A 21625-nucleotide genomic window follows, 5' to 3' on the forward strand; every position below is an offset into this window, starting at 1 on the left:
GTCGCGGGCACGACCGCACGCACATCCACAGGAATGCCGGCCGATCGCCGGGATAGGGGTGACAGAGGGGTGACATGGTGACCGAACTGCTGCTTCTGCTGCTGGCGCTGCTGCTGACACTGGCCTGCGCGGTGTTCGTGGCCGCCGAGTTCTCGCTGACCACGGTGGAGCGCGGCCAACTGGAACGGGCCGCCGCCGCGGGCGAGAAGGGGGCCGGCGGGGCGCTGCGCGCCGCGCGGGCGCTGACGTTCCAGCTCTCCGGCGCGCAGTTGGGGATCACGGTGACGTCGCTGGTGATCGGCATGCTGGCCGAGCCGTCGCTGGCGGAGCTGCTGCGCGGCCCGCTGCGCTCGGCGGGGCTGCCGGAGGGCGTGGCGTCGTCGCTGGCGGTGGCGCTGGGGGTGGCGGCGTCCACGGTGGTGCTGATGGTGGTCGGCGAGCTGGTCCCGAAGAACTGGGCGATCTCCCGGCCACTGGTCGTGGCGCGGACGGTCGCGGGGCCGCTGCGCACGTTCACCGCCGCGTTCGCGCCGTTCATCCGGCACCTCAACGAGACGGCCAACCGGCTGGTGCGCCTCCTGGGCCTCGAACCGACCGAGGAACTGGCCTCGGCCCGCACCCCGCAGGAGCTGATGGCCCTGGCGCAGCACTCGGCGGCCGAGGGCGTGCTGCCGCCGGACTCCGCCGAGCTGTTCGTGCGGACCCTGCACCTGGGGGAGCTGACGGCGGAGAACGTGATGACGCCGCGCGTGGACGTGCACGCGCTGGCGGCGGACGCGACGGCCGCCGACGCGGCGAACCTGACGCTGGCGACCGGCCTGTCCCGGTTCCCGGTGTACCGCGACGGGCTGGACGACGTGATCGGCGTCGTCCACATCAAGGCGGTGCTCGCCCTGGACGAGTCGGCGCGGCCGGACACGCCGGTGGCGTCGCTGGCGGCGGAGCCGCTGCTGGTGCCGGACAGCCTGCCGGTGGACCGGCTGCTGGAGCGGCGGCGGGGCACCGGGTCGCTGGCGGTGGTCGTGGACGAGTACGGCGGGACCGCCGGGGTGGTGACGCTGGAGGACATCGTGGAGGAGGTCGTCGGCGAGGTCCGCGACGAGCACGATCCGGCCGAGCAGCCGGGCCTGGCGAGGACCGGGGCGCGGACGTGGGAGGCCGACGGCAGCCTGCGGGTGGACCGGCTCGCGGCGGTCGGCATGCCGGTGCCGGAGGGCCCGTACGAGACGGTGGCCGGGCTGGTGGCGGCGGAGCTGGCGCGCATCCCGCTGGCCGGTGACCGGATCCGTGTGGCGGACTGGGGGCTGACGGTGCTGCTGACCGCCCGGCACCGCGCGGAGCGGGTACGGATCACCGCCCCCGGCAACGGCAACGGCAACGGCAACGGCAATCATGGCGGTCACGGCGGTCACGGGGAGGGCGCGTCGTGACCGTCGCGCAGCTCGCCCTCGGGGTGCTGACCCTGTTCACCAACGCGTTCTTCGTCGGCGCCGAGTTCGCGCTGATCTCCGTGCGCCGGGACCAGATCGAGCCGCGGGCGGAGGCCGGGGAGCGTTCCGCCCGTACCGTGCTGTGGGCGCTGCGCCACCTGTCGCCGATGATGGCCACCGCGCAGCTCGGCGTCACCGCCTCCTCGCTGGTGCTGGGCGCGGTGGCGGAGCCGGCCATCGCGCACCTGCTGGAGCCCGTGCTGCACCGGGCCGGGATGCCGGGGGCGCTGGTGCACCCGATCGCGTTCGCGGTCGCGCTGTCGCTGGCGACCTATCTGCACATGCTGATCGGCGAGATGGTGCCCAAGAATCTCGCCCTGGCCGCGCCCGACCGGGCGGCGCTGCTGCTGGGCCCGGCGCTGGTGGGGGTGACCCGGGCGCTGCGGCCGGTGATCTTCGGCATCAACGCGATAGCCAACGGTCTGCTGCGGCTGCTGCGCGTGGAGACGAGGGACGAGGTGCCGTCGGTCTTCACCGACGATGAGCTGGTGCGGCTGGTGCAGGACTCCAGCGACGCGGGGCTGCTGGAGGCGGGTGAGAGCGAGCGGCTGCGGGACGCGCTGGAGCTGGGCACCCGGACGGTCGCGGAGATCGTGGTGCCGGTCGCCCGCATGGTGACGGTGGACCACCGGATCACCCCGAGGCAGTTGGAACGGGTGTCGGCGGTCTCCGGCTACTCCCGCTTCCCCGTGACCGGCCCCGGCGGGACCGTGCTGGGCTTCCTGCACGTGAAGGACGCGCTGGACCTGGTGGACCGCGACCGGCCGTTCCCCCGCGAGGCCGCGCACCCGGTGGTGCGGGTGCGGCTGGAGACGCTGCTGGACGACGCGCTGACCGCCATGCGGCGCGCCCACACCCATCTGGCGGCCGTGACGAGCGCCAGGGGAACGCTGCTCGGCTTCGTCGCCATGGAGGACGTCCTGGCGGAGCTGGTCGGCCCCACGGCGCCCGATTCCTCCCGTACCTCCTGATTGCCCCGACCGGTCGTCGGGTACGCGGAGGCGGACAGCGGAACGATCGAGAACCGAGCACGATCGGAGGACCGTCATGGGCAAGCCGAACCCCATCGAGGTGCAGAAAGCCCTCAAGAACATCAACTACCCGACCGACAAGGACACGGTGGTCGAGCAGGCCAAGAAGAACGGCGCCGACAAGGAGCTGGTGGACAAGTTCGCCGGCCTGAAGAAGGACAGCTTCGACGGGCCGAACGACGTCGAGAAGGCGATCTTCAGGTGACCGCTCCCGTCGCCGTGGTGACGGGATCCGACTCCGGCATCGGCCGGGCCACCGCCGCGCGGCTGGCCCGGCTCGGCATGGATGTCGGCGTCACCTGGAACACCGACCGGGCCGGGGCGGAGGCCACCGCCGCCGAGGTGGAGAAGGCGGGCGGGCGCGCCGCGGTCGAGCACGTGGACCTGACGCGGCTGCCAGAGGCGGCCGACGCGGTGGACCGCCTCGCCGAGCGCCTCGGCGGCATCGACGTGCTGGTCAACAACGCCGGCACGGGCACCGCGACCCCGTTCACCGACATCGGCCTGGACACCTTCCGGCAGGTGCTGGACGTGGACCTGACCGGCCCGTTCCTGTGCGGGCAGCACGCGGCTCGGCGCATGATCGCCCAGGGCCGCGGCGGGCGCATCGTGAACGTGACCAGCGTCCACGAGCACCAGCCGAAGGTCGGCGCCGCGCCGTACTGCGCGGCCAAGGGCGGTCTGGGGCTGCTCACGCAGGTGATGGCGCTGGAGCTGGCCGAGCACGGCATCCTGGTGAACTCGGTGGCTCCCGGCGAGATCGCCACCCCCATGACCGGCCAGGAGGACACCGACGTGACGGACGAGTCCCGCCCCGGTGTCCCCCTGGGCCGGCCCGGGGACGCCCGGGAGGTCGCCGAGGTGATCGCGTTCCTGGCGGGCGGCACCGGCTCGTACGTCACCGGCGCCTCATGGACGGTGGACGGCGGGATGACCCGGATGGGCCCGATGGCCGACTCCCACCTGCGCGACGGGTCCTGGCGCCGCGTCTGACCGCGCCGCGAGCAGAAGAAAGCGGCCCCCGCCGGGGACGAACACCGGCGGGGGCCGCTTGTGCTCTTCTCAGGCTCCGCTCACGGCCGCAGGACGACCTTGCCCGTCTCCTTCTCCTGGAACATCTTGTACGCGTCGGCCGCCTCCGCCAGCGGCAGGTGGTGGGTGGCGAAGCCGTCCACGCCCAGTGGGTCGTCGTCGCCCGCCAGCAGCGGCAGGATGTCCGGCACCCAGCGCCGTACGTTGGCCTGGCCCATGCGGAGCTGGACCTGCTTGTCGAACATGGTCAGCATCGGCATCGGGTCGGCCATGCCGCCGTAGACGCCGCTGAGGGAGATCGTGCCGCCGCGCCGGACCAGGTCGATCGCGGTGTACAGGGCGGACAGCCGGTCCACGCCGGCCCGGGAGGCGATCTTCTCGGCGAGCTTCCCCGGCATCAGGCCGGCGAGGTCCTGGAGCACCTTGTTGGCGGTGCTGCCGTGCGCCTCCATGCCGACCGCGTCGATCACGGAGTCCGCGCCGCGCCCGGCCGTACGGTCCCGGACGGCGGTGGCGATGTCGTCGTGCTCGGTCAGGTCCAGCGTCGTCACGCCCCGGGAACGGGCGCGGGCGAGCCGTTCGGGCACCAGATCGATGCCGATGACCTGCGCGGCGCCCTGGTGCAGCGCGATGCGGCAGCACATGTCGCCGATCGGGCCGAGGCCCAGGACGACGAGTGTCCCGTCCTTCGGGACGTCGGCGTAGGCGACGGCCTGCCACGCGGTGGGCAGCACGTCGGACAGGTACACGTACCGGTCGTCGGGAACGCCGTCGGGGACCTTGACCGGGCCGTAGTGGGCCTGCGGCACCCGCAGGTACTCGGCCTGGGCGCCGGGCACGGCCCCGTACAGCTTGGTGTAGCCGAACAGGCGGGCGCCCATGCCGTGCTCCCTGACCTGCGTCGTCTCGCACTGGGTCTGGAGCCCGCGCTCGCACATGAAGCACGAGCCGCAGGCGATCTGGAACGGCACGACGACGCGGTCGCCGGGCGCCAGGTCGGTCACCTCCGGGCCGACCTCCTCCACGACGCCCATCGGCTCGTGGCCGAGGATGTCGCCGGGTGTCATGAACGGTGACAGCACCTCGTACAGGTGCAGGTCGGAACCGCACAGACCGGTGGACGTGACGCGGATCACCGCGTCCGTGGGCTCCTGGATCACCGGGTCGGGCACGTCCTCGACCCGCACGTCACGCTTGCCGTGCCACACCACAGCCTTCATGGGGACTCACCTCCGGTTCGATAGGGACGCGGGTACCCGGCCGGCGCGGGTCACACCCCTTACGGTCGCGACGGACCGCCGCGTTCAGCCCCGGACGGCGAGCGACAGCAGCCCGGCGGTCAGGGCGGCGGCGGCCAGCAGCACGCAGCCGGTGGCGCACAGCAGGCGGTGCCGCAGCTCCCGGTAGCGCGCGGTGTACTCCGACTCCAGGGCACGGCAGCGGGCCGCGACGCCGGTGAGGACGCGGCGGGCGAGACGGACGCGTTCCTCGGCGTACCGGGCGGTCAGCTCGGCTCGCTGGCCGTCGGTGAGCCACGGCAGCGTGTCGGCGAACGCCTCTGCCTCGGCGCGGGCGGTGCTCAGCTCGGACTGCCAGAGCAGGTAGCCCTCCAGTTGGGCGATGCCCTCGGCGGCCTCGTCCCGGGGCGGGCGCACGGCACGCATATCAGCTCTCCCGGGGGCCGGGCGCGTCGGAAACGGACTCGGCGACGTCGCGGCGCCCGGTCTGCCGGGCCTGGTCCAGCGCGGCGACGCCCGGGTGGTGCAGGTCGAACGCGGGCGACTCGGAGCGGATCTTCGGCAGCGCGACGAAGTTGTGCCGGGGCGGCGGGCAGGAGGTGGCCCACTCCAGGGAGCGGCCGTAGCCCCACGGGTCGTCCACCTCGACCTTCGGCGCGTACCGGGCCGTTCGCCAGACGTTGTAGACGAACGGCAGCGTGGACAGGCCCAGCAGGAACGCCCCGATGCTGGAGACCATGTTCAGCGCGGTGAATCCGTCGGAGTCCAGGTAGTCGGCGTAGCGGCGGGGCATGCCCTCGGCGCCGAGCCAGTGGTGGACGAGGAAGGTGCCGTGGAAGCCGATGAACAGGGTCCAGAAGTGGATCTTCCCCAGGCGCTCGTCGAGCATGGTGCCGGTGAACTTGGGCCACCAGAAGTGGAATCCGGCGAACATCGCGAAGACGACCGTGCCGAAGACGACGTAGTGGAAGTGGGCCACGACGAAGTAGCTGTCGTGGACGTGGAAGTCCAGCGGCGGGGAGGCCAGGATGACGCCGGTCAGGCCGCCGAAGAGGAAGGTGACGAGGAAGCCGACGACCCACAGCATCGGCGTCTCGAAGGACAGCGAGCCCTTCCACATCGTGCCGATCCAGTTGAAGAACTTCACGCCCGTGGGGACGGCGATGAGGAACGACAGCAGGGAGAAGAACGGCAGCAGCACCGCGCCGGTGGCGAACATGTGGTGCGCCCACACGGTCACCGACAGACCGGTGATCGCGATGGTGGCGCCGACGAGACCGATGTAGCCGAAGATCGGCTTCCGCGCGAACACCGGGATGATCTCGGTGATCACGCCGAAGAACGGCAGCGCGATGATGTACACCTCGGGGTGACCGAAGAACCAGAACAGGTGCAGCCACAGCAGCGAACCGCCGCTGGACGCGTCGAAGATGTGCGCCCCGAAGGTGCGGTCCGCCTGGAGCGCGAAGAGCGCGGCGGCCAGCACCGGGAACGCGATCAGCACCAGCACGCTGGTCAGCAGCACGTTCCAGGTGAAGATCGGCATGCGGAACATCGTCATGCCGGGCGCGCGCATGCAGATGATGGTGGCGATGAAGTTGACCGCGCCGAGGATGGTCCCGAAGCCGCCGAGGGCCAGGCCCATGATCCACATGTCGTGGCCGATGCCCGGGGAGTACACCCGGCTGTTCAGCGGCGCGTCGGAGAACCAGCCGAAGTGGGCGGCGCCGCCGGGGATGATCAGCGAGGAGACGACGATGAGCCCGCCGAGCAGGTACAGCCAGTAGGCCAGCATGTTGAGCCGGGGGAACGCCACGTCCGGGGCGCCGATCTGGAGCGGCATGATCGCGTTGGCGAAACCGGCGAACAGCGGGGTGGCGAACAGCAGCATCATGATCGTGCCGTGCATCGTGAACGCCTGGTTGTACTGCTCGCTGGAGAGCAACTGCATGCCGGGACGCGCCAGTTCGATCCGCATGACCAGGGCGAGCCCACCGCCGACGATGAAGAAGAGGAAGGAGGTGATCAGGTACAGCGAGCCGATCTTCTTGTGGTCGGTGGTGGTCAGCCACGCGACGATGATCTGCCCGGTGGTCCTGGGCTCTTGAGGGGGCTTGAGGGCGCGCGGTGCGGTGAGGGTCGCCATGGTCGGTCCTTTCGGTGACTCGCGGCCCGTTGTACCGACGCGGACGCGCGGCGCGCGGTTATGACCCCTTCGTGGGCGTGTATCCGCGCGCCGCGCTCTCTTCCCTGTCCGCCTGTGGTGCCGGCCCTTCCGGTCAGCCCTTCTTGCCCATGGCCTTCCGCACGGCGTCCCGGGTGCGGTCCATGAGCGCGGCGACCGGACCGGCCGCCATGTTCGCGGCGGCGCCCTGCACGCCCGGGTGCGGGCGGGTCGGGGCCATCGACTCGGCGGCCCGCACGGCCTTGGCCATGGAGGCGAGCTTCTCCGGGTCGGCGCGGCGGCGGAGCTGGAGGAACTCGTAGCGCTCCTCGGCGCGGGCGTGCCGCTGGACGTCGGTGCGCAACTCCCGCAGGCGCGGCATGAATCCGGGGTCCTCCGGGTCCATGCCGTCGAGTTCGGCGAGCATCTCCTTGGCGGCCTTCTCCTCGGCGAGACGGTCGGCCACCATGTCCTTCGCGCCGTCGAACAGGCGCCCCGCGTACGGGTGCACGACCTCCTGCTCGGCCGTCTCGTGGACGGCGAGCAGCCGCACGAGGCTGCGGAACGCTTCGCGACGCTCGTCGCCCGAGGTGCGCTCGACCTCGTCGAAGAGGTTCCTGATGTCGCCGTGCTGGCGCATGAGGAGCGCGACGACATCGTCGTCACGCGCGTTCCCCGCGTCGTGGGCGGTCTGATCGGTCTGGGCCATCGGTGAGCCTCTCCTGGGCTGTGGACTCGTCATTGCTCGCGCAGCGCGGGGACGGGGTGCTCGCCCTCCGTCTGCAGCCGGTACTCACGGCCGAACATCTCGCGGTGCCGGTCGAGAACCTGGTCGCTGGGCGCCTTGCCGTCGCCGTTGAGCTGCTGCTGCATCCGCTCGAACCGCTCGTGCGCCTCCCGGACATAGCCGGTGCCGAGGGTCGTGAGGTCGAGCTGGTCGGCGATCAGCTCCCGCAGGTACTGCTTGTTGGGCTCGAAGGTGAGCACGTTGGGCAGCTCCGGCGCGAGAACCTGCTCCGGGTCGCGGCCGTCGTGGCGGCGCATCAAGTCGCAGGCGAGGTGGAGGTGTTCGAGCTCCATGTTGAGGTGCAGCTCCCAGATCCGCTTGATGCGGGGGTCGCTCTCCTGCTCCATGAACGAGTGGTACAGGTAGCATTCGTTGTACTCGTGGTGGACGAGCTGCTCCCACCAGGTCTCGCCGGGATCGACCAGCGATTCGTAGTGGGTGACGTGCTCCTCCTCGATCAGGCCGATTTCCTGGTAGAGGTCCCGCGCGATGGGCTCCATGTACGTCGGGCCGACGTTCATGTAGAAATTCATCGTCTGCTGTTCGGCCGACATGATGGTCAGCGCGTGCAGTTTCGACAGCGGACTCGCGGTCTGCCGGTCGTACGGGTCACGGACATTGTCCATGGGGTCGCGGTGGTGCAGCGGGGTGGGCCGGCCGGGCATCACCTCGGTGAGATTGTCGACGATCTCCTCCGCCTTGCGGTGCTCGATCATCTCGTAGAGATTCGCGTACCGGTAGAGGTGGTCGAAGTCCTCCAGCACACCGAATTGGTACGCCTGCTTGAGATACGGGTCGGGCTCCATCCGGGCCACCCAGGCGGTCAGGTCCACGGCCACCTGCTCGTAGCCGATCGTCGTCTCCAGGACCGAGGAGACGCCCGGGAGCAGCCAGTTCACGGCCTTCTGCTGCTGCGCCTCGATGTAGCGGACCTCGGCGAGCTGCCGCTTGACGTCCATGTCGGGACAGTGGCGGGCGAATTGGTGGCTGAAGAGGATCGCCTCGACCTCGATGCCGTTCATGGTGATGATCCGGCAGCGGGTGTAGGGGTCGCAGCGGTCGGGGTCGATCGGCATGACGGACAGTTCCCGCCAATTGCGCCGCTGCCGGTCGAGGGGAATGCCCCGCTGTTCCAGCGGATTGAACGCCATGTGGCCTCCAGGGTCAGGATGAGGGTTTCCATTGGTACCCGTGGCGCGCGGAAGCATTCCGCTGACCCGCCGTTCATTCCGGCGACGATGCCCGTTCGGACTCCGGCTCGGTGGCGGATTCCACGACGTGGGCAAGTTTTCTCAACATGCGCCGGTGCCGCAATTGGATCAGGGCATCCGAGGCCATGTTGTGGAGCGTCCCGCCGGGCCCGGTGAGCGGGTGCTCGTCCACCGTGACCAGGGTGTGCTCGCCCCACGGCCGGGTCTGGATGCCGATGCGGGCGGTGCCCAACGGCCCGCTCTTCGCCTCCAGTTCGAGGCGCCGTCCGGGCTCGGCGTCGCGGACCACGGTCCGGCCGCTCAGGCTCCAGGGGCCGGCCTTCACCGTGTACCTGATGGCCGAGCCGACCTCGGGCCAGGCGCCGTCGAGCGGCTCGGAGGAGTGAGTGCCCACCACCCAGTCGCCGTAGCGGCGGCCGTCGCACAGGACGGCCCACACGGCGTGGGGTGGGCGCTTGATCAGGACTGATCTGATGGCCATGTCCGGGTCCTTTCCCGTGGGTTCGGCTCGGTGCGGAACGCGGCCCCGGCGCGGCGGAGGTGCCGTACCACGGGCCACTGGCTTCTGAGGGCGGCGCGGGCCGCGTTGGCCCCGCAGGCGCCGTGCACCCCGCCGCCCGGGTGGGCCGAGGAGGACGCCAGGAACAGCCCGGCGACGGGGGTGTCGGGGCGGCCGGTGCCGGGCACGGGCCGGAAGAAGAGCTGCTGGTGGGGGGCCGCGGTGCCGCCGTTCAGCGCGCCGCCGACCAAGCCCCGGTCGAGCCGTTCCAGGTCGGTGGGGGCCAGGACGCGCCGGTCGAGGATCGTGTCGCGGAAGCCGGGCGCGACCCGTTCCACCGACGCCTCCAGACGGTCGGCCATCGTTCCGCGCAGCACGGCCGGCGGGATGCCCCGGGGCACGTGGACGTACGCCCAGGCCGATTCGGTGCCGGCCGGGGAACGGGTCGGGTCGGCGGTGGTCATCTGCCCCAGCACGGCGGCGGGGTGCTCGGGGAGGACACCGGTGGTCAGGTCGGCGGAGTGGCGCGTCAGGTGGTCCACGCTGTCGGCGATGTGCACGGTGCCGCCGTGGGCGGCCTCGGGAGCCGCCCACGGGATCGGGCGGGACAGGGCCCAGTCGACCTTGAGGGTGGCGTGGTCCCAGTGGAAGCGGCGGATGTCCTCGCGCAGTCGCGCCGGCAGGTGGTCCCAGCCGACGAGGCCGCCGTACAGGGCGGGCGCGGGCACGTCGGCCAGGACGGCGCGGGCGGCGAGCAGCGGCTCGCCCTCGGCGGGGCGCACGCCCCGGCCGCGGCCGTCGCGGACCATGACCTGGCTCACCGGCGTGCCCAGCCGCAGCGTGCCGCCGCGCGCTTCGAGGCGGCGGACCAGCGCGGCCGTGAGCTGCCCGGCGCCCCCGACCGGCACGGGCCAGCCGTGGCGCTGGCCGAGCATGACCAGCAGCCAGCCGAAGAGGCCGCTGCCGAACGACTCGGGGAAGAAGTCGGCGTGCAGCGCGCAGCCGGTGAGCAGCAGCGGGGCGCCGGGCCCGTTGAACTCCTCCTCGCCGAGGCGGCGGGCCGACAGGGTCAGGGACCGCAGCAGCCGCAGGCCGCCCGCCGCGGGAGCCGGCGCAGCAGGCCGGCGGCGGGGCGGACCGGCGGGAACGGGCCGAGGAGGGTGTGCAGCAGGTCGGGATCGAGCCGGTCCCAGCGGTCCAGCAGCCGCAGGTACGCGTCGCCGTCGCCGGGCGCGAACGTCTCCAGGTTGGCGGCGGTCCGCTCCGCGTCGCGGTACAGGACGGCGCAGCGGCCGTCGGGCAGCGGGTTGGCGAGCACGGCGGGGGCGTGGCTCCAGGCCAGGCCCCAGCGTTCGAGCTGGAGCCCGGCGAGGGCCGGGGAGGCGACGGCCAGCGGGTAGAAGGCGCTGAACATGTCACTGACGAAGTCCGGGTGAACGCCCCGGTCGCTGCGGACCGCGCCGCCCGGCTCGTCCTCGGCCTCCAGCACGAGCACCTGCCACCCCGCGTCGGCCAGCAGATTGGCGGCCACCAGCCCATTGGGCCCGGCCCCCACCACGATGGCATCAGGCGCACCGCTCACTGGATCCCCCTCCCGTTCACTCTTCCGCCGCCCGCCGCCCGCCGCCCACCGGGCGGAGCTTCCGCCGTTCGCTTGACCGCTTATCGGCGGGCGAACCCTCCGCCGTGCGGTTTTCCGCCCGCGCCGAGGCGGTGGTGCTCACTGGCGTTCTCCTGTTCCGGTCGCCGCCTCGCGGAGGCGGCCGCCGTGAGGGATGGTGCGGCGCAGGGGTGGGGTGTCGGTGCCGCCGCCCTGGCGCAGGCCCGCGAGGAACTCCGTGATGGCGTCGCTCGCCGAGTGGCGCGGGGTCCAGCCCAGTTCCAGACGGGCGCGGCTGGTGTCCATCAGCGGCAGGGCCAGGACCGCGTCGAACATGTCGGCCGACGTGGCGAGCAGCCGCGCGCGCCACGCGAGATCGACGGCGGCGCGGGCGGCGCGGTAGGGCAGGGGGAACGTGCGGGCGCCGGTCAGTTCGGCGACGAGCCCGGCGTCCACGACGGGGTCGGCCGCCAGGTTGAACGGCCCGTGGACCGGCCGCAGCACCGCGCGGTGGAACGCGTCGGCCGCGTCGTCCCGGTGCAGGGCCTGGAACCGCATCCGGGGCACCGACGGCACCAGGCGCAGCGCCCCGGGCGGGCGGCGGCCGGGCAGGTACGGGCCGACGAACACGCGGCGTTGCTGCGGCGCCGACTCGGCGGCGATGACGATGCCGGGGCGGAGCCGGACCACGCGGACGCCCGGGTGGCGGTGCTCGAAGATGTCGAGGAGCCGTTCGAGGTACGCCTTCTCGCGCGGGTAGGGCGCGGTGGGCCAGCCGTCGGTCGGCCAGTTCTCGTCCACCGGCCGGTCCTTGGGGCCGGGCCCGTAGGCGACGACGGACGAGGCGTGGACCAGCGCGGGGACGCCCGCCTCGGCGACGGCGCGGAACACGCGCTCGCCACCGATGACGTTGGTGCGCCACGTGATGTCGGGGTGGCGGGAGGGCTGGAACAGGACCGCCAGGTTCACCACCACGTCGGCGCCCGCGAAGAGCGCGGCCAGCCCCGGGTCCTTCGTGATGTCGGCGCGGACCCATGTCGTCCTGGGCAGGGTCCACCGGGGCGGCCTGCGGGCCACCCCCACGACGGAGCCGACGCGTTCGTCAGCGGCGAGCAGCCGCACGAGGCGGCTGCCGATGTTGCCGGTCGCGCCCACGACCACCACGCGGCGTGGCGCGGTGGCGTGGGCGGGGGTGTTCAGGTCAGCTCCGAGTAGCCGAAGAGCTCGGCGTAGCCGGTGGGGAGCTGGCTGAGCAGTTTGTTCATCTCTCCCCCGGCGACCTGCTCGGAGATGACGGAGAACACGATGCGCGTGTCCATTTCCGCGGTCTCCTCGTCCTCGTCGGCCTTCTCGGCGACGTGGGTGATGAATTCACGCACCCCCCAGCTCCGGCCGTTCTCGTCGGCCTCCTCCAGAATGTCGGCCAGCGGGGTGGGGAGCTGATCGGCGAGGTGTTCGGCGGAACCGGCGGGGAGGCGTTCGCTCAGCGTTTCGAAAACTGCCCGCACGATCTGCTCGGCCTCGTCGGCGGCGTATTCACCTCGGTCTCTCACGTTCGAGAGAAAAGTTCCGTAGGTCACGATGGGGCTCTTTCCGGTTGGTTCGGTCAGGCGTTGGGCTCGGCCGCCGAGACGTCGGCCAGGCCGGATTCCGAGTCCTTCTCGATGGCGAGGTCGCCCAGGCTGATGATGCCTACGAGCTTGTCGTCGCGCACCACGGGAAGCCGCCGGACGGACTTCTCCCGCATCACGGCGGCGGCCTGCCGGAGCGTGGTCCTGGGGTCGATCGTGACCAGCCGTTCGTGGCTGGCGGCCTCGGCGACGGGGGTGGAGGCGGGCCGGTCGGCGGCGACGACGCGGACCGCGATGTCACGGTCGGTGATGATGCCGACCAGGCGGCCGTTCTCGACGACCGCCACGTTCCCGGTGTCGTTGTCCTTCATGAGCTGGGCGGCCCTGGCCACCGTGTCCTGCTCGCCGACCGTCGCGGGCTCGCGGGTCATCAGCTCGGCTACCGTGCGTGCCATGGGTTTCGGCTCCTCGATGCTGGTCGATTCTGCTTGTCGCTGGATGCTGGGTCGATCTCACCTGGGACGAGTGCGGGTAACCCGGGCCGGGCGCGGAAAACCTCCTGTCCGGCGTTCCGTCCGGCGTTGTTTCCCGGCCCGAGATGTCCCGAGATGTGCGGTGACCGGTTAACGGGCAGACTTGTCGCAGCGGCCTCTTCCCGTGGCGAGCACAGAGCGGAAACGCGCGCCCACCCTCACCTGGGAGAGCACGAACGATGAATACACCCGCACAGCCCCACCCCCAGCATCAGCCCCCGGCGCCTTCCCGGTCGCAGCCGAGAAAGCGGCGCCACCCGCACGACGACGCGCCGGACACGAGCCGCCAATTCCAGCGGATCGCGGAATTGCCGCCGTGCCCGGAGCGGGAGCAACTGCGGCGCGATGTCATCTGCGCCTGGATTCCGATGGCGGACCGGCTGGCCCGGACATTCCGTGACCGGGGGGAGGCGCTGGAGGATCTGGAGCAGGTCGCCGCGCTCGGTCTGGTGAAGGCCGTTCACCGGTACGACCCCAGCCGGGGGCGGCCGTTCGAGAGTTACGCGGTGCCGACGATCGTCGGCGAGGTGAAGCGGCACTTCCGCGACCACATGTGGGGGCTGCACGTGCCCAGGCGCACCCAGGAGTTGCGCAACCGGGTACGGGCGGCGAGTCGGCAGCTCACCTACCGGCTCGACGACCGGGGGCCGAGCGTGGAGCAGATCGCGCAGCACAGCGGGCTGACCGAGGACGAGGTCAGGACCGGTCTGGAGGCGCTGGAGAGCTTCAGCACGCTCTCGTTGAACGCCGAACTGCCGGGGGCGGACGGCGACTACTCGCTGATGGACACGCTCGGCGCGCCCGAGCCCGGCTTCGACCGGGTGGTGGACCGCGAGTCGGTGAAGAGCCCGCTGCGCGCGCTGCCGGAGCGGGAGCGGGAGATCCTCTACCTGCGGTACTTCCACGGCATGACGCAGAGCCGGATCGCCCGGCAGCTCGGCATCTCGCAGATGCACGTCTCGCGGCTGCTGAGCCGGGCGTGCGAACGCATCCGGGCCGAGGTGGAGGGCTGCCCGGACGACGGCGCCACCGCGGACGGCGGCCCGGACGGCGGAATCGGGGGCGTGGGACGGATCGATCGTTTGGACGGCGGTGATCAGGGGACCCGGCCCGCCGCCCGACGCACGGCCGCCTGACCGCACGGCCGCCCGACGACACAGCCGCCGAACAAGGGGGAACCCACTCCATGCCGCCCCACCACATCGCGCCGCCGGACCATCGCACCGCCGGGACCACCGGGGACCTGCCCCGGGTGAGGACCGCCGACGAGGCGCGCGCCGCGGTCAGGATCCTGCTGCCCGCCCTCGCCGAAGGGGTGATCCGGCGCCGCCGCTGGGCGATGGCCACCGCCGAACGGCTCCAGGCGGACCGCGGCGCGATCGACACGCTGCGGGACCTGCGCGCCCGGTACGGCGCGGGGCCGCTGTGGCTGCCCGCCGGCGGCCGGTCCCTCGTGCTGCTGCTGGACAGCGGCGATCTGGCGCGGGGGCTGCGCGAGACGCCGGAGCCGTTCAGCCCCGCCACTCCGGAGAAACGGCGGGCCCTGGAGCAGTTCCAGCCGCACGGCTCGCTGATCTCCCGGGGCGCGCCGCGCGCGGTGCGGCGGCGGCTGAACGAGCTGGCGCTCGACACGCCGCACCCCCTGCACCGGGTGGCGCCCGCTGTCGCGGGGCGGGTCCGCGAGGAGGCGGCGGAGGTGGCGGCGCGCGCCACCCGCGACGGCCTCGACTGGGACCTGTTCGCGCGGGGATGGTGGCGGTCGGTGCGGCGGATCGTGCTCGGTGACGCGGCGCGCGACGCCCACGACCTGACGCGGCGGCTGGCCGGGCTGCGCGCGGCGGGGAACTGGTCGCTGCTGCACCCCCGGCGCCGGCTGGCGCGGGCCGAGTTCCTGGTGCGGCTCCAGCGGTACGCGTTCCAGGCCGGGGCGGACACCCTGGCCGGGCAGCTCCATCTGGGGGACACCGGCCCGGAGGCCGATCCGGTCGGGCAGGTTCCGCACTGGTTGTTCGCCTTCGACGCGGCGGGGATGGCCACGCTGCGGGCGCTGGCGCTGCTGGCCGGTCATCCGGAGGCCGCCGCCCGTGCCAGGGCGGAGCTGACGGGCGCGGACCTGGCCGCCCCCGCGCCGCTGCCGTTCCTGCGGGCCTGTGTGCTGGAGTCGGTGCGGCTGTGGCCGACGACCCCGGTGCTGCTGCGCGAGAGCACCGAGCCGACGCGATGGGGGGACGCGACGGTGTCGCGGGGCACGGCGTTCGCGGCGTTCACCCCGTACTTCCACCGCGCCGAGCCGGGCGGCTCGTACGGGGACCGGTTCGAACCCGACATCTGGCTGGACGGCCGGGCGGCGGAAAACCCGGCGCTGGTCCCGTTCAGCGCCGGTCCCGGGGTGTGTCCCGGGGAGAACGTGGTGCTGCTGACCGCGAGCACCTGGCTGGGGGTGCTGCTGTCGGGCCGGACGTTCACCCTCGACTCCCCTGTGCGCCCGCACCCGCGTGCGCCGATCCCGGCGACGCTGAACCACTTCGGTCTGCGCTTCACGGCCCGGCGCGGCTGAGCCGCCCGGCGGTACGATCGCCACCGTGAGCGGACAACCTCGTGGGAGTGCCCTGTCGTTGGCCCGGTTCGCCCTGACGGGCACCGTCGCGGTCTACATGGCGCTGGTCGCGTTCGGGAACATCACGGACTTCGGCACCAACCAGGAGTTCGTCCGGCACGTGCTGGCGATGGACACCACGTTCCAGGACGAGGACCTGATGTGGCGCGCGGTCGAGTCGCGGACGCTCCAGGACATCGCGTATGTCGCGATCATCGTCTGGGAGACGGCGACGGCCCTGGTGCTGCTGGCGGCGAGCTGGCTCTGGGTCCCCGTTCTGCGGCGCCGCACGCCGCCGGGCCGCGCCCTCCGGGCCGGCTCGCTGGGGCTGGTGATGGTGCTGCTGCTGTTCGGGCTGGGCTTCATGGCCATCGGCGGCGAGTGGTTCGCGATGTGGCAGTCCGACGCCTGGAACGGCCTGGACGCCGCCGCCCGCAACGTTCTCCTGGCGGGCGTCGCCCTGGTGGTGCTCCACCTCCCGGACGGCGCCCACCCCGTCTCTTTTACACATCTCCCAGCCCCCGAGACAGGCAGAAAACTCGTATGCCGTCTTCTGCTTGGAAAAAAAAAAAAAAAAAAAACACCCACTATCTGTATCCATCGCCCGACACACACACAACACAGACCAGTTCTTGAGCGCCTCGCGGCGGGTGTCGATCGCGCGGGTGATCGCCGGGCGGTCGGCGTGCGTGTGTTCGTAGCGCAGGAGCTTGTCCAGCTCGGGCGGTGACAGCGACTTGATGCGGTGTTCGATCTCGCCGGCGGGCAGGCCGTCGTAGTTCTCGATCGGGGGGTTCTCGTGGTCGCTCATGGGGTGCTCCTCGGGTGCGTCAGGGCAGTTGCTGGCCGCCGGTGGCGTTCATGATCTCGGCCGTCACGTAACTCGCGTCCTGGGAGGCGAGGAAGACGTACGCCGGGGCCATCTCCGCGGGCTGGGCGGCGCGGCCCAGGGGGGAGGAGGCGCCGAACTCGCTGGTGTCCGGCATCGTGGCCGGGATCAGCGGGGTCCAGACCGGGCCGGGCGCCACGGCGTTGACGCGGATGCCGTGCTGCGCGACGTGCGCCGCCAGGCCCTTGGTGAACGTGACGATCGCGCCCTTCGTCATGGCGTAGTCCAGCAGGTGCGGGCTGGGCTGGTACGCCTGGACCGATGTCGTGTTGATGATGCTGCCGCCGGCCGGGATGTGCGGCAGCGCCATGCGGGTCAGCCAAAACATCCCGTAGAGGTTGGTGCGCATCACGCGATCGAACTGCTCGGTGGTGATCTTCTCGATGCTCTCCGGCTGCGACATCTGGTAGGCCGCGTTGTTGACGAGGATGTCGATCCGGCCGCCGAACTCGGAGACCGCGCGCTCCACCAGGCGGCGGCACTGGTCCTCCTCGCGGATGTCGCACGGCAGCGCGACGGCGCGGCGGCCCGCCTCCGTCACCAGGCGGCACGTCTCCTCCGCCTCGGACTCCTCCTCCGGCAGATGGCTGAACACCACATCGGCGCCCTCGCGGGCGTAGGCCAGCGCGACGGCGCGGCCGATGCCGGAATCGCCGCCGGTGATCAGCGCGTTGCGGTCCCGGAGCCGGTCACAGCCCCGGTACGTCTCCTCCCCGTGGTCGGGGCGCGGCGCCATCTCCTCGGTGTCCCCCGGGGGTTCCTGCGACTGCTGGGGGAACTCCGGCTGGGGGTGGCGTCGCGTCGGGTCGTCGGTGGTCATCGACATTCCTTCTGGTCCCTTCGGTGGATGGTTCAGTGCCTGCGGTGCTTCGCCGGGCGGCGGGCGTCGCGCTCCGCCGACTCGTCGCCGCCCGCCAGGAGTTCCTGGAGCTTCGACTTGATGCCCTTCTTCACGACCGAGCCCCGGTCCGAGTCGCCCTTGAGCAACGCCTTGGCCGTGGACTCCAGTTGCTCCCACGTCGCGGAGGGCGGGATCGGCGGTACCGCCGGATCGGTCACGAACTCCACGACCGCGGGTCCTGGCGCGGCCAGCGCCTCGGACCAGGCCGCCTCCACGTCCTCCGGCCGCTCGACCCGGACGCCGGACAGCCCGATCATCCGCGCGAACGCCGCCACCGACACGTCGGGCAGCTCCTGCGACGGCAGGAACTGCGGGGCGCCGGACATCGCGCGCATCTCCCAGGTGACCTGGTTCAGGTCGTGGTTGTTCCAGACCCCGACGACCAGCCGCGGATCCTGCCACGTGTGCTGGTACTTGGCGGCCGTGATCAGCTCGGCCATGCCGTTCATCTGCATCGCGCCGTCCCCGGCGAGCGCGACCACCGGCCGGTCGGGGTGGGCGAACTTGGCGCCGATCGCGTACGGCACCGCGCAGCCCATGGTGGCCAGCGTCCCGGAGAGCGAGCCGCGCATCGTGCCGCGCATGGTGATGTGGCGGGCGGACCAGTTGGGCACGGAGGCGGAGTCGACGGTGAGGATCGCGTTGTCCGGCAGCATCGGGTCCAGGCAGTGCGCCACGTACGGCGGGTTGATCGGGTGGGCCGACACCAGCTCCGCCTGCCGGGCCAGCGCGTCGCGCCAGCGTTCCATGGCGGCGGCGACGCGTTCGTGCCGTTCCCGGGCGTCGGACCTCTGGCGCAGCAGCGGCAGCAGGCGGCGCAGGGTGGCGCGGGCGTCGCCGACGAGGTTCACCTCGAACGGGTAGCGCATGCCGATCCTGCCGGGGTCCACGTCGATCTGCACGGCCCTGGCCTTGCCGAACTCCGGCAGGAACTGGCTGTAGGGGAAGCTCGACCCGATCACGATCAGCGTGTCGCAGTCCCGCATCAACTCGTAGGAGGGGCGGGTGCCGAGCAGGCCGATCGTGCCGGTGACGAACGGCAGCGTGTCGGGCAGAACGTCCTTGCCGAGGAGGGCCTTGGCGACGCCGGCGCCCAGGGTGTCGGCGAGTTCCTCGATCTCGGCGCGGGCCCCGGCCGCGCCCTGCCCGATGAGGATCGCGGTGTCCGTACCGGAGTTGATGACCTCGGCGGCCCGCTCCAGGGCGTCGTCGGCGGGGGTGGTGGTCCAGCCGCTGAACTCCCGGCTGGAGGGCACCATTTTGAACGCGTGGTCCGGCGGCTCGTAGGTGAGGGTCTGCACGTCGGCCGGGACCACCACGACGGCCGGGGCGCGGCGGGCGGTGGCGGTGCGGATCGCGCGGTCCAGCACGTTGGGCAACTGCTCGGGGACGTTGACGGTCTCCAGGTAGGCGGCGACGTCCTTGAACAGGGCGTGCAGGTCCACCTCCTGCTGGTAGGAGCCGCCCATGGCGCTGCGGTTGGTCTGCCCGACGATCGCGAGAACGGGAACGTGGTCGAGGGCCGCGTCGTAGAGCCCGTTGAGGAGGTGGATGGCGCCGGGTCCCGAGGTGGCGGCGCAGACGCCGAGCTTTCCGCTGAACTTGGCGTAGCCGACGGCCTGGAACGCGGCCATCTCCTCGTGCCGGGCCTGCACGAACCGGGGTTCGTTGTCCGCCTCGCCCCAAGCGGCGAGGATGCCGTTGATGCCGTCGCCGGGGTATCCGTAGACGACTTCGACGTCCCACTCGCGCAGCCGGGCGAGGATGTGGTCGGCGACTGTCTGGCTCATCTCGCTTCCCTTCCGGGGGCATTCACATCAGGGGTGCGGGTCAGGGGCGCCGGCCGACGCCCGTGGCGAACTCGGAGAAGCGGCCGTGCCGCAAACGCGGGCGCAGCGGCGGGGTGTTCGCCCCGGCGTTGTGCCGCAGTCCGTCGATCAGGTCGCGGAGGGCGTCCTCCGCCGTGAACCGGGGCTTCCAGCCCAGCTCGTGCGCCGCGCGGGAGCAGTCCATGACGGGCAACCGCAGCAGCGCGTCGAAGAGTTGCGGCTGCGCGGGGGCCAGGCGCGCGTGCCAGGCGGCGGCCACGGCGCTCCGCAGGACACCGCGCGGCATCCGGACCACGCGGGCGTCGAACATGCGGGCCAGCAGGGCGGCGTCCACCACCGGATCGGCGGCCAGGTTGAACGCGCCGCGCACGTCGCGGACGACGGCCAGCCGGTACGCCTCGGCCACGTCGCTGGTCCGCAGCACCTGGAACCGCAGCCCGGGCACGTCGGGCACCACCGGGGTCAGCCCGGGGCGGACGAGGGGGCCGAAGAGCAGCGGGCCGAGGAAGAGGCGGCGCTGTTCGGCGGCGGACTCGCGGGCGAAGAGGAAACCCGGCCGCATGCGGACCACCCGGGTGTCGGGCCGCTCGTGCTCGAAGATGTCGAGCAGCCGTTCGACGTACGCCTTCTCGCGGCTGTAGGGCGCGTCGGGCCAGCCGTGGGTGGGCCAGCTCTCGTCCACCGCGCGGTCCTGCGGGCCGGGCGAGTAGGCGCCGACGGAGGACGCGACGACGAGCGCCGGGACGCGGGCCTCGGCGACGGCGTCGAGGAGGTGGCGGGTGCCCAGCGCGTTGGCGCGCCAGGTCATCAGGGGGTCGCGGGTGGGCTGGATCAGCCAGGCCAGGTGCACCACGGCGTCGGCGTCGCGGAAGTGCCCGGTCAGCTCGGCGCGCGCGGTCTCGCCGTGCCGCAGGTCCACCGCCGCCCAGGCGGTCTTCTCGACCGGCCAGTCCGGGACGCGGCGGGCGAGCCCCACGACGGAGGAGACGGCCGGGTCGCCGGCGAGTGCTCTGACGACGTGGCTCCCGACGTTGCCCGTCGCGCCGACCACGACGACGCGCAGCCCCTCGGCGCGGCGGGCCTGGGCCCGTTCGGCGTTCTCCGTTGACATCGCAACCGGTCCTCTCGTCCGCACATCCCCGGCGATCGCTCGGGATCACGCGGGAATCATTCGGCAAACCACACGCGGAACTGGCCGGGTACCCACCGCTCCCGGGCAGAACACCCCGTTTGCCCGAATTCCCGGGGGGTACTTGGAGGCGGTCGTTGACGAAAGGAACCTGACATGCGCTTCCGACACGCTGTCGTCACCGGCGGAGCCGGATTCCTGGGTTCGCATCTGTGCACCGCGCTGCTCGATCGGGGAGTGGCTGTCACCTGCATCGATGACATGTGCACCGCCGCCCCGGACAACATCGCCCATCTCACCGACCGGCCCGGTTTCACGGTGCGGCACGCCGATGTCGTGCGGCCGTTCGCCGTCGGCGCCCCGGTCGATCTCGTCCTGCACTTCGCCTCCCCCGCCTCCCCGGCCGACTACCTGCGGCTGCCGATCCACACCCTGGAGACGGGCAGCCTCGGCACCCGCAACGCCCTGGCCCTGGCGCGCGAGCACGGGGCCCGTTTCGTGCTGGCGTCCACGTCCGAGGTGTACGGCGACCCGCGGCAGCACCCGCAGCCCGAGACCTACTGGGGGCATGTGAACCCGGTCGGGCCGCGCAGCGTGTACGACGAGGCGAAACGGTTCGGCGAGGCGCTGACCATGGCCGAGGCCGAGGTCAACGGCACCGACACCGGCATCGTGCGGCTGTTCAACACGTACGGGCCGCGGATGCGCGGCCACGACGGGCGGGCCGTGCCGACGTTCATCCGGCAGGCGCTGGACGGCGAGCCGCTGACCGTGACCGGCGACGGGCGGCAGACCCGTTCCCTCACCTATGTGGACGACACCGTGCGCGGGGTGCTGGCGATGGCCGCGTCCGACCTGCGCGGGCCCGTCAACATCGGCAACCCCGTCGAGATCACCATGGGGGACCTGGCACGCCTGGTGATCCGGCTGACCGGCTCCTCCTCCACGGTCCGCATGATCGAACGCCCCACCGACGACCCGACCGTGCGCTGCCCCGACATCACCCTGGCCCGCGGCAAGCTCCAGTGGGAGCCGGAGGTCGCCGCCGAGGAGGGTTTGGCCCGCACCATCGCCTGGTACCGGGCACCCGTCGCCGCCTGACCACCGGCCCGGCCGCACCGACCC

19 protein-coding genes and 2 pseudogenes are annotated in these 21625 nt (G+C 72.1%); 8 read left to right on the plus strand and 13 right to left on the minus strand.

What is annotated here, in order from left to right; genetic code table 11:
- Window positions 1-77: 77 nt before the first annotated feature.
- The 4 genes from BN2279_RS02380 to BN2279_RS02395 all read left to right on the plus strand — a co-directional run bounded on the left by BN2279_RS02380 (window position 78) and on the right by BN2279_RS02395 (window position 3514).
- Complete coding sequence (locus tag BN2279_RS02380; RefSeq protein WP_079031768.1) at window positions 78-1430, plus strand: hemolysin family protein; 1353 nt, start codon at window positions 78-80, stop codon at window positions 1428-1430.
- Window positions 1427-2461 (plus strand): hemolysin family protein, encoded by a 1035-nt coding sequence (locus BN2279_RS02385; RefSeq protein ID WP_059006033.1) that lies wholly within the window; start codon window positions 1427-1429, stop codon window positions 2459-2461. The genes BN2279_RS02380 and BN2279_RS02385 overlap by 4 nt, the downstream gene beginning before the upstream one ends.
- Window positions 2462-2537: 76 nt before the next feature.
- Window positions 2538-2726, plus strand: coding sequence for a DUF2795 domain-containing protein (locus tag BN2279_RS02390; RefSeq protein WP_059006034.1), 189 nt, complete (start codon window positions 2538-2540; stop codon window positions 2724-2726).
- Window positions 2723-3514: an SDR family oxidoreductase gene (locus BN2279_RS02395; protein WP_059006035.1), complete on the plus strand. Its 792-nt coding sequence runs from the start codon at window positions 2723-2725 to the stop codon at window positions 3512-3514. The genes BN2279_RS02390 and BN2279_RS02395 overlap by 4 nt, the downstream gene beginning before the upstream one ends.
- An 80-nt stretch (window positions 3515-3594) precedes the next feature.
- Here BN2279_RS02395 and BN2279_RS02400 read toward each other — a convergent pair whose 3' ends face one another.
- From BN2279_RS02400 to BN2279_RS02445, 10 genes and pseudogenes are all read right to left on the minus strand, one after another.
- On the minus strand, window positions 3595-4773 hold the full coding sequence (locus tag BN2279_RS02400) for a zinc-dependent alcohol dehydrogenase (protein ID WP_059006036.1): 1179 nt from the start codon (window positions 4771-4773) through the stop codon (window positions 3595-3597).
- Window positions 4774-4857: 84 nt separating this feature from the next.
- Window positions 4858-5217, minus strand: coding sequence for a hypothetical protein (locus BN2279_RS02405; protein ID WP_199827605.1), 360 nt, complete (start codon window positions 5215-5217; stop codon window positions 4858-4860).
- Window position 5218: 1 nt separating this feature from the next.
- The gene (gene ctaD, locus BN2279_RS02410; protein ID WP_059006037.1) at window positions 5219-6937 is read right to left on the minus strand and encodes an aa3-type cytochrome oxidase subunit I; all 1719 of its coding nucleotides are present in this window, start codon (window positions 6935-6937) and stop codon (window positions 5219-5221) included.
- A 133-nt stretch (window positions 6938-7070) separates the two neighbouring features.
- Window positions 7071-7664, minus strand: coding sequence for a hemerythrin domain-containing protein (locus BN2279_RS02415; protein WP_059006038.1), 594 nt, complete (start codon window positions 7662-7664; stop codon window positions 7071-7073).
- 29 nt (window positions 7665-7693) lie between these two features.
- Complete coding sequence (locus BN2279_RS02420; RefSeq protein ID WP_059006039.1) at window positions 7694-8893, minus strand: hypothetical protein; 1200 nt, start codon at window positions 8891-8893, stop codon at window positions 7694-7696.
- A 73-nt stretch (window positions 8894-8966) separates the two neighbouring features.
- A complete protein-coding gene (locus BN2279_RS02425; RefSeq protein ID WP_059006040.1) occupies window positions 8967-9434 on the minus strand; it encodes an SRPBCC family protein in 468 nt (155 codons plus the stop codon).
- Window positions 9413-11034: pseudogene (locus tag BN2279_RS02430) on the minus strand (phytoene desaturase family protein). Before BN2279_RS02430 ends, BN2279_RS02425 begins: the two are co-directional and overlap by 22 nt.
- Before the next feature lie 138 nt (window positions 11035-11172).
- Window positions 11173-12207, minus strand: coding sequence for an NAD-dependent epimerase/dehydratase family protein (locus tag BN2279_RS02435; RefSeq protein WP_324612806.1), 1035 nt, complete (start codon window positions 12205-12207; stop codon window positions 11173-11175).
- Window positions 12208-12248: 41 nt separating this feature from the next.
- Window positions 12249-12632 (minus strand): DUF2267 domain-containing protein, encoded by a 384-nt coding sequence (locus BN2279_RS02440; protein ID WP_059006042.1) that lies wholly within the window; start codon window positions 12630-12632, stop codon window positions 12249-12251.
- 26 nt (window positions 12633-12658) lie between these two features.
- Window positions 12659-13078 carry a CBS domain-containing protein gene (locus tag BN2279_RS02445; protein ID WP_059006043.1) on the minus strand — a complete coding sequence of 140 codons (420 nt, stop codon included), beginning with the start codon at window positions 13076-13078 and terminating at the stop codon, window positions 12659-12661.
- Between the two features lie 257 nt (window positions 13079-13335).
- Between BN2279_RS02445 and BN2279_RS02450 the strand changes: the two genes are divergently transcribed.
- The 3 genes and pseudogenes from BN2279_RS02450 to BN2279_RS30110 form a co-directional block, all read left to right on the plus strand.
- The gene (locus BN2279_RS02450; RefSeq protein WP_079031757.1) at window positions 13336-14292 is read left to right on the plus strand and encodes a SigB/SigF/SigG family RNA polymerase sigma factor; all 957 of its coding nucleotides are present in this window, start codon (window positions 13336-13338) and stop codon (window positions 14290-14292) included.
- A 50-nt stretch (window positions 14293-14342) separates the two neighbouring features.
- Window positions 14343-15713 (plus strand): cytochrome P450, encoded by a 1371-nt coding sequence (locus BN2279_RS02455; protein ID WP_079031758.1) that lies wholly within the window; start codon window positions 14343-14345, stop codon window positions 15711-15713.
- Window positions 15714-15729: 16 nt separating this feature from the next.
- Window positions 15730-16233 (plus strand): annotated as a pseudogene (locus BN2279_RS30110) (DUF2165 domain-containing protein); the annotation flags it as partial.
- Window positions 16234-16582: 349 nt separating this feature from the next.
- On the opposite strand, the gene BN2279_RS02465 reads toward BN2279_RS30110, so the two are convergent.
- From BN2279_RS02465 to BN2279_RS02475, 3 genes are read right to left on the minus strand one after another with little or no spacing between them, the layout of a single operon-like run.
- On the minus strand, window positions 16583-17461 hold the full coding sequence (locus BN2279_RS02465) for an SDR family oxidoreductase (RefSeq protein WP_079031760.1): 879 nt from the start codon (window positions 17459-17461) through the stop codon (window positions 16583-16585).
- Window positions 17462-17493: 32 nt separating this feature from the next.
- Entirely contained in the window at window positions 17494-19332 is a 1839-nt protein-coding gene (locus BN2279_RS02470) for a thiamine pyrophosphate-requiring protein (protein ID WP_059006045.1), read from the minus strand.
- 40 nt (window positions 19333-19372) lie between these two features.
- Window positions 19373-20482, minus strand: coding sequence for an NAD-dependent epimerase/dehydratase family protein (locus tag BN2279_RS02475; protein ID WP_079031761.1), 1110 nt, complete (start codon window positions 20480-20482; stop codon window positions 19373-19375).
- Between the two features lie 174 nt (window positions 20483-20656).
- Here BN2279_RS02475 and BN2279_RS02480 point away from each other — a divergent pair, with 174 nt between their 5' ends.
- Window positions 20657-21601, plus strand: coding sequence for an NAD-dependent epimerase/dehydratase family protein (locus BN2279_RS02480; RefSeq protein WP_059006046.1), 945 nt, complete (start codon window positions 20657-20659; stop codon window positions 21599-21601).
- Window positions 21602-21625: the final 24 nt, after the last annotated feature.

This window comes from Streptomyces specialis (assembly GCF_001493375.1).
GTDB lineage: Bacteria > Actinomycetota > Actinomycetes > Streptomycetales > Streptomycetaceae > Streptomyces > Streptomyces specialis.